Consider the following 13,855-nt stretch of genomic DNA (forward strand, 5'->3'; position numbering starts at 1 on the left):
GCGCGAAGTTTGTAATATAACCGTCTATTCTACCACCCGCGAGAGTGCCTGCGCAGTGCAAGGATGGAAACATGGCCGCCGATGCAGGGCGGCCACGCACGGCCGGCGCTAGGCGCAGCGCAATGTGGGATAGTCGGACAGCGCCAGCGTGAAGCCGGCCGCATCCGATTGCAGCCGCGCCTGGGCGCCGAAGGGAATCGTCACCCGCCGCGGCACGTGGCCGAAAGTCAGCCCTGTGAGCACGGGAATCGGCAGCGTCGCGCGCAGGTGGGCCAGCATGGCGTCGAAATCGTAGCCGTTGTCCATCGCGCCCAACTTGTAACCCGAAAAATCGCCGAGCACGAGCGCTTGCTGGCGGCCGAGCACGCCGGCCTGCATCAGTTGCAGCAGCATGCGCTCGACGCGGTAGGGATGCTCGGCGATGTCCTCCACGAACAGGATGCCGCCCTCGATGCGCGGGAACCACTCGGTGCCGAGCAGCGAGGCCAGCATCGCCAGGTTGCCGCCCCAGATCGTGCCCGCCACGTCGACGCACGGGTTGCCGCAGGCCTCCTCGACGATGCGGTGGGTCGGGCCGGCCAGGCAGTCCCAGAATTGCCCAAGGGTGAAGTCGCACGGCGTCTCGGCGCCGAAGTCGCCGGCAAGCAGCGGGCCGGCGTAGCTGAGCGCGCCCGTCTTCGTGTACAGGCCCATCTGCAAGGCGGTGATGTCGGAATAGCCGACGAACAGCTTGCCGCTGGCGGCCAGGCGTTCGAAATCGATGTGCGGCAGCAGGCGCGTCAGGCCGTAGCCGCCGCGCACCGCCATCACGAGCTGGACGTCGGGGTCGTCGGCCGCCGCGTACAGCTGGGCCAGGCGGGCCTCGTCGGTGCCGCCGAAGCGCTGGTGGACGGCGTCAGGGTCGTAGTAGTTGTGGACGAGGCAGCCGTGGGCCTCGAGGCGGGCGATGCCGCGCGCGACCGCGGCCTGGTCGGGCGTATAGCCGGCGGGCGCGACGATCGCGACGCCGAGTCGGGAGGTGATCACTGTTTGACGAAGAGGCGCGGTGTTGAGTCGGCAGCCATCTTACCGTGCGCATGGGCATCGATCAAGGCGAGCAGCCGCTCGTTGAGCTGGGCCGGCAGGTCGTGGCCCATGCCCTGGATGACTTCGAGGCGGGCGCCGGGGATGCGCGCGGCCGTGTCCTCGCCGCAGGCCAGCGGCACCAGCGGGTCGCTGGCGCCGTGGATCACCAGGGTCGGCGCGGCGATCGTCGCCAGCAGCTCGCTGCGGTCGGATGCGGCGGCCACCGCCAGCATCTGGCGCGTCACGCCGGCCGGGCAATAGCAGCGCCGCAGCGCCCGCGCGGCGCGCCGCCGCAATTGCTTCTCGGGTGTCGGATAGGCCGGGCTGCCAATCGCCTGCTGCAGGGCCACCGCCTGGTCGAGGATGGCGTCGACATCCTTCGGGTTGTCCGGACGGCGCAGCAGCGCCTGGCGCGCCTGCGCCGTCGGGCCGGGCAAGCCGCGCCGGCTGCTGGAGGACATGATCGAGGTGAGGCTGAGCACGCGCTGCGGATGGCGGGCGGCGAGGATCTGGCCGATCATGCCGCCCATCGAGACCCCGATCACGTGGGCCTTGGCGACGCCGAGCGCGGACAGCACGCCGAGCGCGTCGTCGGCCATGTCTTCCAGCCCATAGGGCGGCTTGAACGGCAGCTTCAGGCGCGACCTGATCCAGCTCCAGATCAGGCTGGGCTTGCCGGCGCGGTCGAACTTGGTGGACAGGCCGCAATCGCGGTGGTCGAAACGGATCACGTAGAAACCCAGCTCGACCAGGCCGTCGACGAACTCGTCGGGCCAGCTGGTGAGCTGCATGCCGAGGCCGTGCACCAGCAGCACCGGCGTGGACTTGGCGTCCCCCGCGGTGTCGAAGGCGATGCGGATGCCGTTGGCGGTCAGCGTCGGCATGGTGGCTGGGCCGGCAAGCCCGACTGCGGCCGGCGTATGCGTACGTTGAACAAGGCTAATCTCCTAACGCTGCCAGGTGGCAGCGCGGAACCAGCATAGCATTTTCGGCATCGGGGCGGCGCTCGCACCGGCGTGCGTGCGCCGGTGCTGACGACCCGTATCGACGGCTGTCTTTACTCCGCCGCGGGGCGGCGCGCCGCCGCGCGGCGTTCGGCGAAAAAGCGCTTCAGCATGCCGCTGGCCTCCTCGGCCAGCACGCCGCCGACCACCCCGGCATGGTGGTTCAGCTGGTCGTGGGCGAACAGGTCGAGCACCGAGCCGCAGACCCCGGTCTTGGGGTCGCGCGCGGCGTAGACGATGCGCGCCAGGCGCGCATGCATCATCGCGCCCGAGCACATGGCGCAGGGTTCGAGCGTGACGTAGAGTTCGCAGCCCGGCAGGCGGTAGTTGCCGAGCTTCTCGGCGGCGGCGCGCAACGCCACCACCTCGGCATGGGCGGTCGGGTCGTGGCGGCCGATCGGCTGGTTGTAGCCGAGCGCGACCACTTCGCCATCCTTGACCACGACGGCGCCGACCGGCACCTCGCCTTCGCGCCGCGCCAGTTCGGCCTGCGCGAGGGCCAGGCGCATGAAGTGCTCATCCGACTGCGCGAACGCGGGCTGCGCGGCTTGCGCCGGCAGGCCTTCCGGCTGCACGGTGTCAGGCATCGGTGATCTCGGCCCAGCAGTTCGGCGTCTCGTGCAGCACCAGCTTGTGCAGGCGCAGGCCGGTGCCGTAACGGTCGGTGTACGCCGCCTTCAGGATCTCGAACGCGACCTGGGCCAGGTTCTCGACGGTCGGGATGCGGTCGATCACGACCGTCTTGTGGCCGGGCAGGCTGGCGAGGAACTCGCGCACCTTGTCGTCCTTCTCGTAGACCAGGAAGGCATGGTCCCAGACGTCGACCAGGTGCTCCTTGGCGAGCGCCTTGATGTCCGAAAAGTCCATGATCATGCCGTTGTCGGAATTGCCGTCGAGCTGGATCACCGCGCCGGTCAGCGTGATCTCCAGGGTGTATCGGTGCCCGTGCAGGTTGCGGCACTGGCTCTTGTGGTCGGGAATGCGGTGGCCGGCGTCGAATTCGAGCTTGCGGGTAATGGTCAGCATCAGCTTCTCTACTCTTTTATGGAATCTGTAAAAGTTTATGGGTCTGGAGGCTGAGCTTCCACTTCGGATTGCGGCGGCAAGTCTCGATCGCCAGGCGCGTGTTCTGCGCGGCCAGCGGACCGTCCATCGGCTGGACGAAGAAATTCTCGAAGTCCAGGTGTTCGTAGGCGCCCAAGTCCTGGTTCGCCTGCGGGATCACGACCTTGATCTCGTTGCCCTTCTCGACCACCAGGGTCGAGCCCATCTTCGGGCTGACGCAGATCCAGTCGACACCGGCCGGCACCGGCAAGGTGCCGTTGGTCTCGATGGCGATCGTGAAGCCGCGCGCATGCATGGCCTCGATCAGGGCCGCGTCCAGCTGCAACAGCGGCTCGCCGCCGGTGAACACCACGTACTTCGACGGCGCGTAGGTCGATGGCCACAGGCTGTCGATCTCGGCCGCCAGGCTGGCGGCGTCGCGGAACTTGCCGCCGCGTTCGCCGTCGGTGCCGACGAAATCGGTGTCGCAGAACTGGCAGATCGACGTCGCGCGGTCCGCTTCGCGGCCCGTCCACAGGTTGCAGCCTGAGAAGCGGCAGAACACGGCCGGACGGCCCGCATGGGCGCCCTCGCCCTGCAAGGTATAGAAAATCTCTTTGATGCTGTAAGTCACGGTAAGCCTCTCGGTAACCTTCCATTATACCTCGCGCGAGACGCCCTTGCCGAGCCCCGCCGCCGTTCCGCGGTGCCGGCCTTGGAATTGCAATACGGCACGCATATTGACTAGCAGCAAGATCGTCCTGTGCGACAAGCAGTAACTTGAGCGCCGGAAAGTTCTGATAACCCGTCGGAAGGATCGTCATGAAGACAGCGCTTACCCGCTCGCCAGGCCTGCTCCCCGCGCTTCTCTCCGCACTTCTCGCTGCGCTGCTGCTCGTGGGCGCCGGCGCGGCTGCCGCCGGCATGCCCGGCGCCGGGTTCCCGTCGTCGATCCTGGGCGCCCTGGCCTGGCTGCTGGCGGTGGGCGGCGGCGCCTGCTGCCTGCTGCGCCACGGTATCGAAGTGGATGACCAGGCACGCGATACGGCGGCCCGCCTCTGCCTGGAACAGAAGGCGCGCCGCGCGCTGGAGGCCGCGCTGGCCGACACCCAGTCGGCCCTGACCCGGGTGGTGCGCCAGCAGGAAGGCGTGCGCGACGTCGAGCGCAACCGCATCGCCCGCGCGATCCGCGACGACCTCGGCCAGACGCTCCTGGCCCTGCGCGCCGAGATGGCGCTGCTGCAGGTGGCCAGCTGCGGCATCCACCCCGCCACGCACCAGAAGACCACGGCGATGATCGGCACCCTCGACCTGGCCCTGGGCTCGCTGCGGATCCTGGCCGGCGAGACGCGTCACCTGGCAGCAGGCGCCGACCTGGGACGGGCGGTGGCGGAGGAACTGGATGCGTTCACGCGCCTGCACGGCATCGCGCACCGCCTGGAGATCGTGCCGCCGAACGCCCCGGCGCCGACCGAGCCGGGGCTGGACGCCCTGCTCTACCGGGCGCTGCAGGACACGCTGGCGAGCATCGCCGATGCGGCCTGCGCCACCGAAGTGCGGGTGCGCCTGGCGCGCAGCGCGGCCAGCCTGGCGCTGTCTATCGAGGACGACGGCGGCCCCGACGGCGTGGATTCGCGCCTGCAGGCCAGCCTGCGCCAGCGCCTGCGCGCAGCCGGCGGCTACCTGCAGGCGGCGCCGACACCCGGGGGCGCCACCCGGATCGCCATGGTGCTGCCCGGCGCGCATGGGCTGGTCCCGGGCTGAGAAGTCAAGCCTGTGAATATTGCTACAAATCAATAGCATCGGAGACCTGCGGTAGCAGAATCGGATCTTGTCAGCAATCAATAGATTGCTTAACGGATACCTGATGAGGCCGCTACATGACCAGCACAACGATGTATCGCCCGATGGAGACCACGTCGGGCCTTGTCACTCCCGGAAAGGACCTCGGTTTCGCTTACCAGCTGATGGAGATGCTGGCGATTCCGGTCTTCGTGCTGGACAGCAATGCCCACGTGCTGATCTGGAACCGCGCCTGCGAACGCCTGACCGGCGTGCCGGCCGAGGAAATCGTCGGCACCGACAACCACTGGCGCAGCTTCTATGAGCAGCCGCGCCCGACCCTGGCCGACCTGGTCCTGCAGAACCGGACCGACGAGATCCGCCATATCTATCCGCGCCACAGCAAGCCGCCGCACATGCATGCGCACCTGTCGGTCGAGACCTGGTGCGACATGCCGCGCGCCGGCAAGCGCCGCTACCTGGCCGCCGACGCCAGCCCGATCTTCGACGAAAAAGGCCAGCTGTCGGCGGTGGTCGAATCGCTGCGCGACCTGACCGAGGAAAAGATGGCCCAGATCGCGCTCGAGAAGCTGGCCACCCGCGACGGCCTGACCGGCCTGGCGAACCGGCGCTGCTTCGACGAGACCCTGAACGCGGAGTGGCAGCGCGCCCTGCGCCAGCGCCAGCCGCTGTCGCTGTTGATGGTCGACGTCGACAACTTCAAGGCCTACAACGACGCCAACGGCCACCTCGGCGGCGACGAGTGCCTGAAGCGCATCGCCACCGCCGTGGCCAGCGAGATGCGCGCCAACGACCTGGTCGCGCGCTATGGCGGCGAGGAATTCGCGGTGATCCTGCCGAACCAGTCGCTCAAGGGCGCCGCCATCGTGGCCGAGCGCATCCGCCGCCGCGTGGAACAGCTGCGCGTGCCGCTGTACGGCACGGCGGGCGCGACCCCGCCGCAGCACGTGACGGTGTCGATCGGCGCCGCCACCGCGATCGCCGGGCCGGACAACGACGCCAGCCAGCTGGTCGCGATCGCCGACGCCGCCCTCTACCGCGCCAAGCACCTCGGACGCAACCGGATCAGCCTGCCGATGCCGGACGGAACGCAGGGCGTGTAAACATGCATATCTGATAGCGCTGTTCATTCCTTGGGGAATATCTTATCCTTCGCGGCTGGATAATTCCCAAGGAGACAGTGTGTCCAAACTCATCCCGATGGCGCTGCTGGCGCTGTCCGCACCCGTGCTCGCGCTGCCGGCGGCCGCTGCGCCGGCCAAGCCTGCATCCACCCCCGCCGCCGCCGGCAACGACGTCCTGCCCTTCAAGGCCACCGAAAAGACCCTGGCCAACGGCCTGAAGATCATCGTGGTGCCGACCGGCTTCCCGAACCTGGTGTCGGTGACCATTCCTGTCCAGACCGGTTCGCGCAACGAGGTCGAGCCGGGCAAGTCGGGCTTTGCCCACTTCTTCGAGCACATGATGTTCCGCGGCACGCCCAGCTATCCGCCGGCGAAGTACCAGGAAGTGATCACGAAAGCCGGCGCGCGCCAGAACGCCTACACCAGCGACGACCTCACCAACTACTACACCACCTTCGCCAAGGAAGACCTGGAAACGGTGCTGAAGGTCGAGGCCGACCGCTTCCAGCACCTGTCGTATCCGATCGAAGCCTTCAAGACCGAATCGCGCGCCGTGCTGGGCGAGTACAATAAGAACAGCGCGAACCCGATGCAGAAGCTGTTCGAGGTCCAGCGCGACGCCGCCTTCACCACCCACACCTACAAGCACACGACGATGGGCTTCCTCAAGGATATCGAGGACATGCCCAACCAGTACGAGTACTCGAAGGTCTTCTTCGACCGCTGGTACCGTCCCGAGAAGACCACCATCATCGTGGCCGGCGACGTCGAGCCGCAGAAAGCCATCGCCCTGGTCGAGAAATACTGGTCGACCTGGAAGAAAGGCAGCTACAACGCGCCGGTGCCGGCCGAGCCCGCGCCGCGCGGCGCCCAGTACCGCCACGTCCCCTGGCCGGCCGCGACCCTGCCGCTGGTGACCGTCGCCTTCCGCTCCCCGGCCTTTTCCGACACCATAAAGGACCAGGCCGCGCTGTCGATGCTGCTGTCGCTCTCCTTTGGCCCGACTTCGCCGCTCTACAAGCGCCTGGTGCAGGACCAGCAGAAGGTCGACCAGCTGTTCGACTACACGCCGAACCGCGTCGACCCGACCCTGGCCACTATCGGCGCGCGCGTCAAGAAGCCGGCCGACGCCCTCTACGTGCGCGACGCCATCCTGCAGACCGTCGCCAGCCTGCGCGACATCCCGGTGAGCGAGAAGGAACTGCTTGATGCGAAGTCGGCGAACAAGTACGGCCTGGTGCGCTCGCTCGACAACACCGAGCAGATCGCGGCGACGCTCGCGTCCTACGTGCACTTCAACCGTTCCTACGGCACCCTGAACCGCTACTACCGCCTGGTCGATACCCTGACCCCGGCCGACCTGCAGGCCGCCGCCCGCAAGTACCTGGTCGACGACGCCATGGTCGTCACCACCCTCGCCCACGACGCCCTGCCCCAGGGCATCGAGGCGCTGCCCAAGCTGGCGACCCTGGCGCCGAAGGCGGCCGACGCGAAGTTCGACGTGCTGGTGCAGAAGTCCAGCCTGCCGCAGGTGCGCTTCAAGCTGCTGTTCGCGGCCGGCTCGGCGCACGACCCGCAGGGCAAGGAAGGCCTGGCGGCCCTGACCGCCTCGATGGTGGCCGAAGCCGGTTCGCGCGAGCGCAAGATCGACGAGATCACCAAGTCGCTGTTCCCGCTGGCCGGCAGCTTCGCCGACCAGGTCGACAAGGAAATGACGACCTTCACCGGTTCGATCCACAAGGACAAGTGGGGCGAGTTCCTGGATATCGCGCTGCCGATGCTGCTCGAGCCGGGCTTTCGCGAGGAAGACTTCCGCCGCCTGAAGGACGCGCAGAAGAACGCCCTGGTGCTCGACCTGAAGGACAATAACGAGGAAGAGTTCGGCAAGGAGCGCCTGCAAACGAACGTCTACGCCGGCACGCCTTACGGCCACCCGGTGCTGGGCACGGTGAAAGGCATCGAATCGATCACCCTGGACGACGTGAAAGCCTTCTACCGCCAGGCCTACACCCAGGGCGCGGTACGCGTCGGCATCTCGGGCGACGTCAGCGACGCCATGATCGCCGGCCTGAAGACCGCGCTGGCGCGCCTGCCGCAAGGCGCCGGCCTGCCCGCCACAAGCGTGCCGCAGGGCCGCAAGCCCCAGGGCCTGGAAGTCGAGATCATCGAGAAGAACACCCGTGCGACCGCGATCTCGTTCGGCCTGCCGCTGGAGGTGACGCGGCGCCATCCGGACTTCCCGGCGCTCTGGCTGGCCAAGACCTGGCTGGGCGAACACCGCGCCTCGAGCGGCCAGCTGTACCAGCGCGTGCGCGAGCTGCGCGGCCTGAACTACGGCGACTACGCCTACATCGAAGCCTTCCCGGGCGGTATGTACGGCTTCTTCCCGCGCCCGAACCTGGGCCGCAAGGCGCAGCTGTTCGAAGTCTGGATCCGTCCGGTGGCGCCGCAGAACGCCCACTTCGCCCTGCGCCTGGCGCTGTCGGAACTGGGCCAGCTGGTCGACAAGGGCATGAGCCAGCAGGACTTCGAGACCACCCGCGACTACCTGATGAAGAACGTGTTCGTGATGACCGCGACCCAGGACCAGCGCCTCGGCTATGCCCTGGACTCGCAATGGTACGGCACGCCGGAATTCACGCAGATGATGCGCGACGGCCTCTCGAAGCTGAGCGTGGCCGACGTCAATGCCGCGATCCGCAAGCACATCTCGGCGCAGAACCTGTCGGTGGTCTTCATCACCAAGGACGCGGCCGGCCTGAAGCAGGCGCTGGTGTCGGATGCCTTCTCGCCGATCAAGTACGACGCGGCCAAGCCGCAGGCGGTGCTGGACGAAGACCAGGCGATCGGCAACATGAAGCTCGGCATCAAGTCCGAGAACGTGAAGATCACGCCAGCGGCCCAGGCGTTCGCCGAGTAGGCAGTAAAGTTAGCCCGGCTAACGAAGAACCATTTTCGGTAAGCCGGGCTTAAGAAGTCGGCGCCGGCCGCGGAAGCAGCCGGCGCCGACGACACAACGGGCGCCCTCGGGCGCCCGTTGTCCTTCATGCCGAGCCCACCGCGCCGCCGGCACGCACCGGCGGTCAGCGGCAAGGGGCAGTCAGCCTGGCGTCAGCTCAGGAAGTCATGCGGTCCCAGCCATGACGGACGGCCGCCTTCATGTTTTCCCAGGTCGAACCGGACTTGCCGGCATACTGTTTTTCCCAGTTGCTGCGCAGGTCGGGCTCGACTTCGTCCCAGGGACGGTTACGGTACAGGTCGCTGTTGCGCATCTGCGAGCCATAGCTGTAGGCCGGCTTGTAGTCGTCGTAGGCGCCGCCCATGCTGCTGTAGGTGGCGTTGTAGTGGTTGCGGTAGTAGGAATCGTCGTCGTCCGAAGTCATGCGATCCCAGCCGTGGCGCACCGCCGCCTTCATCTTTTCCCAGGTCGAACCGGCCTTGTTGCCGGCACGGGTGGCCCAGCCGCTGGACAGGTCGGACTCGACGTCGTCCCACTTGCGGCCGCTGTACTTCTGGTTGCTCGCCATTTCCGAACCATAGCTGTAGGCCGGCGCGTAGTCGTCGTACGAGGCGCCGGTGGTGCCGTAGTTGCTGGTGAAGTGGTTGCGGTAGTAATCGTCGTCGCTCATCATGCCCGAGCGCGCCGAACCGGCGCCGAGCTGCTCGACCTCGACTTCGGTGTGGCGCACCGTGTCGTGGATCTGCTGTTCGCGCTGGGACACTTCCTTGTTGATCATCACTTCCTCGACGACGCGCGCCGATTTCTCGACCACGGCTTCCTCGGCCGTTTCGCGCATTTCGATCGACTGCTCCTTGAAGGCGGTGCTATCCGCGCTGCTGATCGGCTCGTCCACGGTGCGGCGTTGCACGTTCACGTGCTCCTCGCGCAGGCCGATCGACTCGTTGACCGGGGTCTCGACCACGCGCGAAAACACGCGCACGCCGCCGCGCTGCACTTCGCGCTTGCCGACCTTCAGCTGTTCCTGCACCACCGGGATGGCTGCGGTGCTGGTGTCGCGCTGCTGCGAGCCGGTCAGGGCCGCACCCTGCAGCTTGCCGCTCGATGCGGCCGATCCCTCGAGCGAGGAACCCTGCAGCGACGCCGACGTGCCCTGCTGGCCGAGCGAAGTGCTCGAGCCCATGCTGGTCTGCAGGTTGCCGCTGCCCGAGCCGTAGGTGCCGCGGCTCAGTTCGTCGTTGGAGGACATCGGCTCCTGGTAAGTCGTGCCCATCGGGTTCGGGTCGTTCAGCGATTGCTGGTTCAGCGGCAGGCGGTCGTTCTCCGATTGCATCGACAGCGAGGAACCCTGCTGCAGGCCGCCGGCGCCGACGCCCATCACGCCCGCGCCCGGCGAGTTCATGTTGCCCATGCCGGCGCCGCTGGCCCATTTTTCGGACTGTTCGTCGATGTCGACCGGGCCGTAGCGCTCGACGATGTCGGCGGCGCGCTCGACTTCGGGCTCGCTGTCGGTGTTCACGGTCAGCACGTGGCTGCCGCGCTCGATCGCGGTATTGTACTTGGCATGGTGCTCGCTGTTGTCGGTGCCGAAGATGTCGCTGAAGAAGTTCTTGATGCTGGTGCCGATGCCGGGCTCGTTGTCGGCGTCCATGGTGGTGGTCGTGGTCGTGGTGGCGCCGGAGGCCGCGATCGACGGATCCTCGTTGCCGTGCGACAGGCGCACATCCTCGCGCGAGAAGCCCGAGGACAGCAGTTCGTTTTGCGCGTTGACGGCGTCGTTGTGGTTGTCGAAGACAGCTATCAGGGTATGTTGCATGATCATTCCTCCAGACATTGGTGAATCATTTCGTTGGCGGGTTCCCGGATTCGTCGAAGCGCTCGACGTTGACCTGCTCGGCCTTCAGGACCACCTCCTGCCGGTGATGGTCCTCGCGGCGGATCCGGGTGATATGGAGCTCTTCCTTGATGCGGATGCGGCGCTCGACCACCAGCACTTCCTCGAGAATCGGCACGACCAGCGTGTCGCCATCGTGGCGGGTGGTGGGCGCCTCGTCAGGCGCGACGATGCGGTCGACCGCGACGTGCCGGACCTCCACCTCGTCGCGCCCGAGGCGCTCGTCGATGGTGACCGGCTGTTCGACCACGGTCTTGTGGACGCGCACGCCGCGCCCGGTGTCGACCGTCCGGGTGCCGACCGCGAGTTGTTCCGCGACGACGGGGATCCGCAAGGGATCCTGTCCAGTTGGGTCCGACGGGTTTCCTGCCATGGGTGTGACTCCGTGAAGTTGCTGACGCGAGACCAGATCAGCTTACTCCAAACGGGTAGGGGCTAGCGCACCATTGACCCTCGTAAACGGATGAGGTTTTTGGGCACTGGATTTCGCGCGGCGCCAGGCTGGATCGGCGCTCCCGGCGAGAGGGAGGGAGGAGGAGCGGCGCGCGGCGTGCGGCGCCGGCATGGGGGCGGAATGCCGGCCGAAAGCGCGTGGAACGCGGGCGGAATGCGGATGGAATGCGGGCCGGAAACGGCGCCCGCCAGGGGGCGCCCGGTGATTAATTGAAGGGGTTGTCGACCTGCTGCACGTCGGGCGGCGGCAGGCGCTCCGGCAGCGCCTGGCCTTCGAGCTTGCCGACGACCTCGCCGAGCAGTGCGTGCAGGCGGCGCGCCAGCGCCAGGCCGGCCTGGTCCAGCGTCAGGTCGACGTCGCCCGACAGCGTGATGCGGTCGAGCCGGTTCTCGATCATCAGGTCGCCGACGTGCAGCACGTCGGCCTCGTTGGCGAACGGTACGAAGGTCTTGTCGGCTTTCTTTTTGGCGGTCATGGTGTTCCTTTCTGGTCGGTGGCGGCGCTCACGACGAGCGTCCCTTCTTCTGGCGGATCTTCGGCAGCTTCAGCATGCGCTCCTTCTGCTGCTGGCTCAGCGAGGGCAGGAATTCGATGCCGACGATGCGTTCGAGCTCGGCCACCGGGATCACGTGGATCTCGGCGTTGGCGCGGTTCTCGGTGAACCAGGCGGCGGCCGCCTTCTGGCGTGGACTGTACACTACCTTGTACAGGTGGCTGGGCACGATCACGTTGCCGACCTTGCGCAGGTTGCTGCCGAGGAAGGCAGGGCCGGTGATCACGTAGAGCTGTCCCTCCTTCTTCGCCATCTTGCGCACCGCGCCTTCGATCGGCGCCCAGATGTGGCGGTTGTGGTCGCTGTCCTGGGGAACCATGTTCGCCAGCGTGAAGCTCTCGCGCTGGGTGCGCCGGTCGGGCATGTCGGCGTTCGGTGCCAGGTGGCCGCGGTCGAAGCCGCTGCGCGCGTAATCCGACAGTTCGGCGCGCTGCGAGCGCGGCAGGCGCGATTCGGCATGGAAGTCGTTGTCGCGCTTCAGGCCCTGGGCCGCCTCGACGTTCTCGGCGCGCAGGTGCTCGGCCGACCACAAGGGGGTGCGGGTCACGCCCGAGTGCATGACGCCGAACACGCCGTAGCACAGCTCGCGGGTGGCGGTGGCGAGCTTCGGGTTGCGGATCTCGGGAGCGCGCCCGTCGGCGTAATGATCGGGACAGCCGGTGGCGCCGGCGATGCCGGGGAGGAGCAATGCGCCGGCAACGGCCAGGGCGCTGATGAATCTGGATAGCATGTGTGCAGCAGAAAGAATGTGGCGGGGCCGCATTGTAGCCGACACAGAATCACCTGCCCAAGTTCCCGCAACCGCGCGCCCAAGGCCGCACGATTGGACATGCATTGTCGAGCGGAATACTCTAGAATACCCGCTCTTTTGTTAACCTTCCGTAACGGAAACAAACGACCGTCAATGGAAAAGGCCCCGATCCCGGAGGACCTGCGGCGCTTTGTGCTCACAAGCATTCCGTCCGTACCCTTCCTAGAAGCCCTGCTGCTGTTGCGCGCGAATCCGGCGCAACAATGGGATAGCGAGATGTTGGCAAGCCGGCTGTACGTGCGCGAGCGTACCGCCCACGGCCTGCTGGAAGACCTGTGCCGGGCCGGCATGGTCGCGCCCTGCGCCGGCACGCCGCAGCCCGCTTACCGCTACCAGCCGGGTTCCGAGCAGTTGCGCGAGCGCATAGACGCGCTGGCCGACCTGTATGCGAAGCAACTGGTCGAGGTCACCCTGCTCATCCACTCCACCCTCGACCGCAAGGCGCAACAATTCGCCGACGCCTTCAAACTGCGAAAGGATTCGTAAGTGGCGGAAACGATCTACATCCTGTGCATCCTGACCTCGCTGGCTTGCGCCTGGTTGCTGTTCGCGAGCTACCGGCGCACGCGCTACCGGCTCCTGTTCTGGAGCGGTTCCTGCTTTGGGGTGATGACGCTGAACAACCTGTTCCTCCTGCTGGACAAGGTCGTCTTCCCTGACATCGATTTCCTGCCTGCCCGGCTGGTCAGCGCGCTGGTCGCGGTGGCCCTGCTGCTCTACGGACTGATCTACGAGAAAGAATGAAAGGAGGAAGGACATGACCGACCTGTTCACCGGCGCCATCACCATGGGTTCGCTCGTCATCGCGCTCTTCTTCCTGCGCTTCTGGCGCAGTTCCGGCGACCGCTTCTTCATCTATTTCGCCCTGTCCTTCTTCATCGAGGGCCTGCACCGCCTGTACTCGGCCGTGCACGACAACGGCGGCGAGGATTCGCCGATGCACTACCTGATCCGGCTGCTGGCCTATGGCCTGATCATCTGGGCGATCCTGGAGAAGAACCTGCCGCGCGAGAAGTCGCGAAAATAGGCGGGAGGCCAGGGCGCACGCTCGGCGCGCACGGCGGTGCGCGCCGAGCGTGCGCCGACCCTGGCGGCTCCCGGCCATAATGAAGTCATGATCCCAATGTGCTTACGGAGGAAACCA

The 13,855-nt window shown here is 66.8% G+C and carries 15 protein-coding genes; 6 read left to right on the top strand and 9 right to left on the bottom strand.

Going from position 1 to position 13,855, the window contains the following annotated elements:
• Positions 1-108: 108 nt before the first annotated feature.
• From ldcA to queE, 5 genes are all read right to left on the bottom strand, one after another.
• Positions 109-1,026 (bottom strand): muramoyltetrapeptide carboxypeptidase, encoded by a 918-nt coding sequence (gene ldcA, locus RT688_RS14515; protein ID WP_313705564.1) that lies wholly within the window; start codon positions 1,024-1,026, stop codon positions 109-111.
• Positions 1,023-1,949, bottom strand: a complete 927-nt coding sequence (locus RT688_RS14520) for an alpha/beta hydrolase (RefSeq protein ID WP_313705565.1) — start codon at positions 1,947-1,949, stop codon at positions 1,023-1,025. Before RT688_RS14520 ends, ldcA begins: the two co-directional genes overlap by 4 nt.
• A gap of 173 nt (positions 1,950-2,122) precedes the next feature.
• On the bottom strand, positions 2,123-2,656 hold the full coding sequence (gene tadA, locus RT688_RS14525) for a tRNA adenosine(34) deaminase TadA (protein ID WP_313705566.1): 534 nt from the start codon (positions 2,654-2,656) through the stop codon (positions 2,123-2,125).
• Positions 2,649-3,095, bottom strand: coding sequence for a 6-carboxytetrahydropterin synthase QueD (gene queD / locus RT688_RS14530; RefSeq protein ID WP_313705567.1), 447 nt, complete (start codon positions 3,093-3,095; stop codon positions 2,649-2,651). The genes tadA and queD overlap by 8 nt, the downstream gene beginning before the upstream one ends.
• 16 nt (positions 3,096-3,111) lie before the next feature.
• Positions 3,112-3,747: a 7-carboxy-7-deazaguanine synthase gene (gene queE, locus RT688_RS14535; RefSeq protein ID WP_313705568.1), complete on the bottom strand. Its 636-nt coding sequence runs from the start codon at positions 3,745-3,747 to the stop codon at positions 3,112-3,114.
• Between the two features lie 188 nt (positions 3,748-3,935).
• On the opposite strand from queE, the gene RT688_RS14540 reads away from it, so the two are divergent.
• The 3 genes from RT688_RS14540 to RT688_RS14550 all read left to right on the top strand — a co-directional run bounded on the left by RT688_RS14540 (position 3,936) and on the right by RT688_RS14550 (position 8,960).
• Complete coding sequence (locus RT688_RS14540; protein WP_313705569.1) at positions 3,936-4,877, top strand: sensor histidine kinase; 942 nt, start codon at positions 3,936-3,938, stop codon at positions 4,875-4,877.
• A gap of 203 nt (positions 4,878-5,080) precedes the next feature.
• Positions 5,081-6,019, top strand: a complete 939-nt coding sequence (locus RT688_RS14545) for a diguanylate cyclase (RefSeq protein ID WP_409521923.1) — start codon at positions 5,081-5,083, stop codon at positions 6,017-6,019.
• Positions 6,020-6,098: 79 nt separating this feature from the next.
• Positions 6,099-8,960, top strand: coding sequence for a pitrilysin family protein (locus tag RT688_RS14550; protein WP_313705570.1), 2,862 nt, complete (start codon positions 6,099-6,101; stop codon positions 8,958-8,960).
• Between the two features lie 196 nt (positions 8,961-9,156).
• On the opposite strand, the gene RT688_RS14555 is transcribed toward RT688_RS14550, so the two are convergent.
• The 4 genes from RT688_RS14555 to RT688_RS14570 form a co-directional block, all read right to left on the bottom strand.
• The gene (locus RT688_RS14555) at positions 9,157-10,815 is read right to left on the bottom strand and encodes a YsnF/AvaK domain-containing protein (RefSeq protein WP_313705571.1); all 1,659 of its coding nucleotides are present in this window, start codon (positions 10,813-10,815) and stop codon (positions 9,157-9,159) included.
• Positions 10,816-10,840: 25 nt separating this feature from the next.
• The gene (locus RT688_RS14560; RefSeq protein ID WP_313705572.1) at positions 10,841-11,227 is read right to left on the bottom strand and encodes a DUF2382 domain-containing protein; all 387 of its coding nucleotides are present in this window, start codon (positions 11,225-11,227) and stop codon (positions 10,841-10,843) included.
• A gap of 325 nt (positions 11,228-11,552) precedes the next feature.
• Positions 11,553-11,822, bottom strand: a complete 270-nt coding sequence (locus RT688_RS14565; protein WP_313705573.1) for a hypothetical protein — start codon at positions 11,820-11,822, stop codon at positions 11,553-11,555.
• A gap of 28 nt (positions 11,823-11,850) precedes the next feature.
• The gene (locus RT688_RS14570; protein ID WP_313705574.1) at positions 11,851-12,630 is read right to left on the bottom strand and encodes a DNA/RNA non-specific endonuclease; all 780 of its coding nucleotides are present in this window, start codon (positions 12,628-12,630) and stop codon (positions 11,851-11,853) included.
• 174 nt (positions 12,631-12,804) lie between these two features.
• Here RT688_RS14570 and RT688_RS14575 point away from each other — a divergent pair, with 174 nt between their 5' ends.
• The 3 genes from RT688_RS14575 to RT688_RS14585 are packed head-to-tail and all read left to right on the top strand — an operon-like array spanning position 12,805 to position 13,738.
• Positions 12,805-13,197 (top strand): hypothetical protein, encoded by a 393-nt coding sequence (locus RT688_RS14575; protein WP_313705575.1) that lies wholly within the window; start codon positions 12,805-12,807, stop codon positions 13,195-13,197.
• Positions 13,198-13,455 (top strand): DUF5985 family protein, encoded by a 258-nt coding sequence (locus tag RT688_RS14580; RefSeq protein ID WP_313705576.1) that lies wholly within the window; start codon positions 13,198-13,200, stop codon positions 13,453-13,455.
• A 13-nt stretch (positions 13,456-13,468) separates the two neighbouring features.
• Positions 13,469-13,738 (top strand): DUF5985 family protein, encoded by a 270-nt coding sequence (locus tag RT688_RS14585; RefSeq protein WP_313705577.1) that lies wholly within the window; start codon positions 13,469-13,471, stop codon positions 13,736-13,738.
• Positions 13,739-13,855: the final 117 nt, after the last annotated feature.

The sequence above is a fragment of the Massilia sp. genome (genome assembly GCF_032106685.1).
Taxonomy (GTDB): domain Bacteria; phylum Pseudomonadota; class Gammaproteobacteria; order Burkholderiales; family Burkholderiaceae_D; genus Telluria.

Excerpts from the sequence above, each read along its gene's own strand:
- tadA (WP_313705566.1), bottom strand. The coding sequence starts at position 2,656 with ATGCCTGACACCGTGCAGCCGGAAGGCCTGCCGGCGCAAGCCGCGCAG.
- RT688_RS14540 (WP_313705569.1), top strand. The coding sequence starts at position 3,936 with ATGAAGACAGCGCTTACCCGCTCGCCAGGCCTGCTCCCCGCGCTTCTC.
- RT688_RS14575 (WP_313705575.1), top strand. The coding sequence starts at position 12,805 with ATGGAAAAGGCCCCGATCCCGGAGGACCTGCGGCGCTTTGTGCTCACA.
- RT688_RS14565 (WP_313705573.1), bottom strand. The coding sequence starts at position 11,822 with ATGACCGCCAAAAAGAAAGCCGACAAGACCTTCGTACCGTTCGCCAAC.
- queD (WP_313705567.1), bottom strand. The coding sequence starts at position 3,095 with ATGCTGACCATTACCCGCAAGCTCGAATTCGACGCCGGCCACCGCATT.
- RT688_RS14545 (WP_409521923.1), top strand. The coding sequence starts at position 5,081 with ATGGAGATGCTGGCGATTCCGGTCTTCGTGCTGGACAGCAATGCCCAC.
- RT688_RS14520 (WP_313705565.1), bottom strand. The coding sequence starts at position 1,949 with ATGCCGACGCTGACCGCCAACGGCATCCGCATCGCCTTCGACACCGCG.
- RT688_RS14585 (WP_313705577.1), top strand. The coding sequence starts at position 13,469 with ATGACCGACCTGTTCACCGGCGCCATCACCATGGGTTCGCTCGTCATC.
- RT688_RS14570 (WP_313705574.1), bottom strand. The coding sequence starts at position 12,630 with ATGCTATCCAGATTCATCAGCGCCCTGGCCGTTGCCGGCGCATTGCTC.
- RT688_RS14555 (WP_313705571.1), bottom strand. The coding sequence starts at position 10,815 with ATGCAACATACCCTGATAGCTGTCTTCGACAACCACAACGACGCCGTC.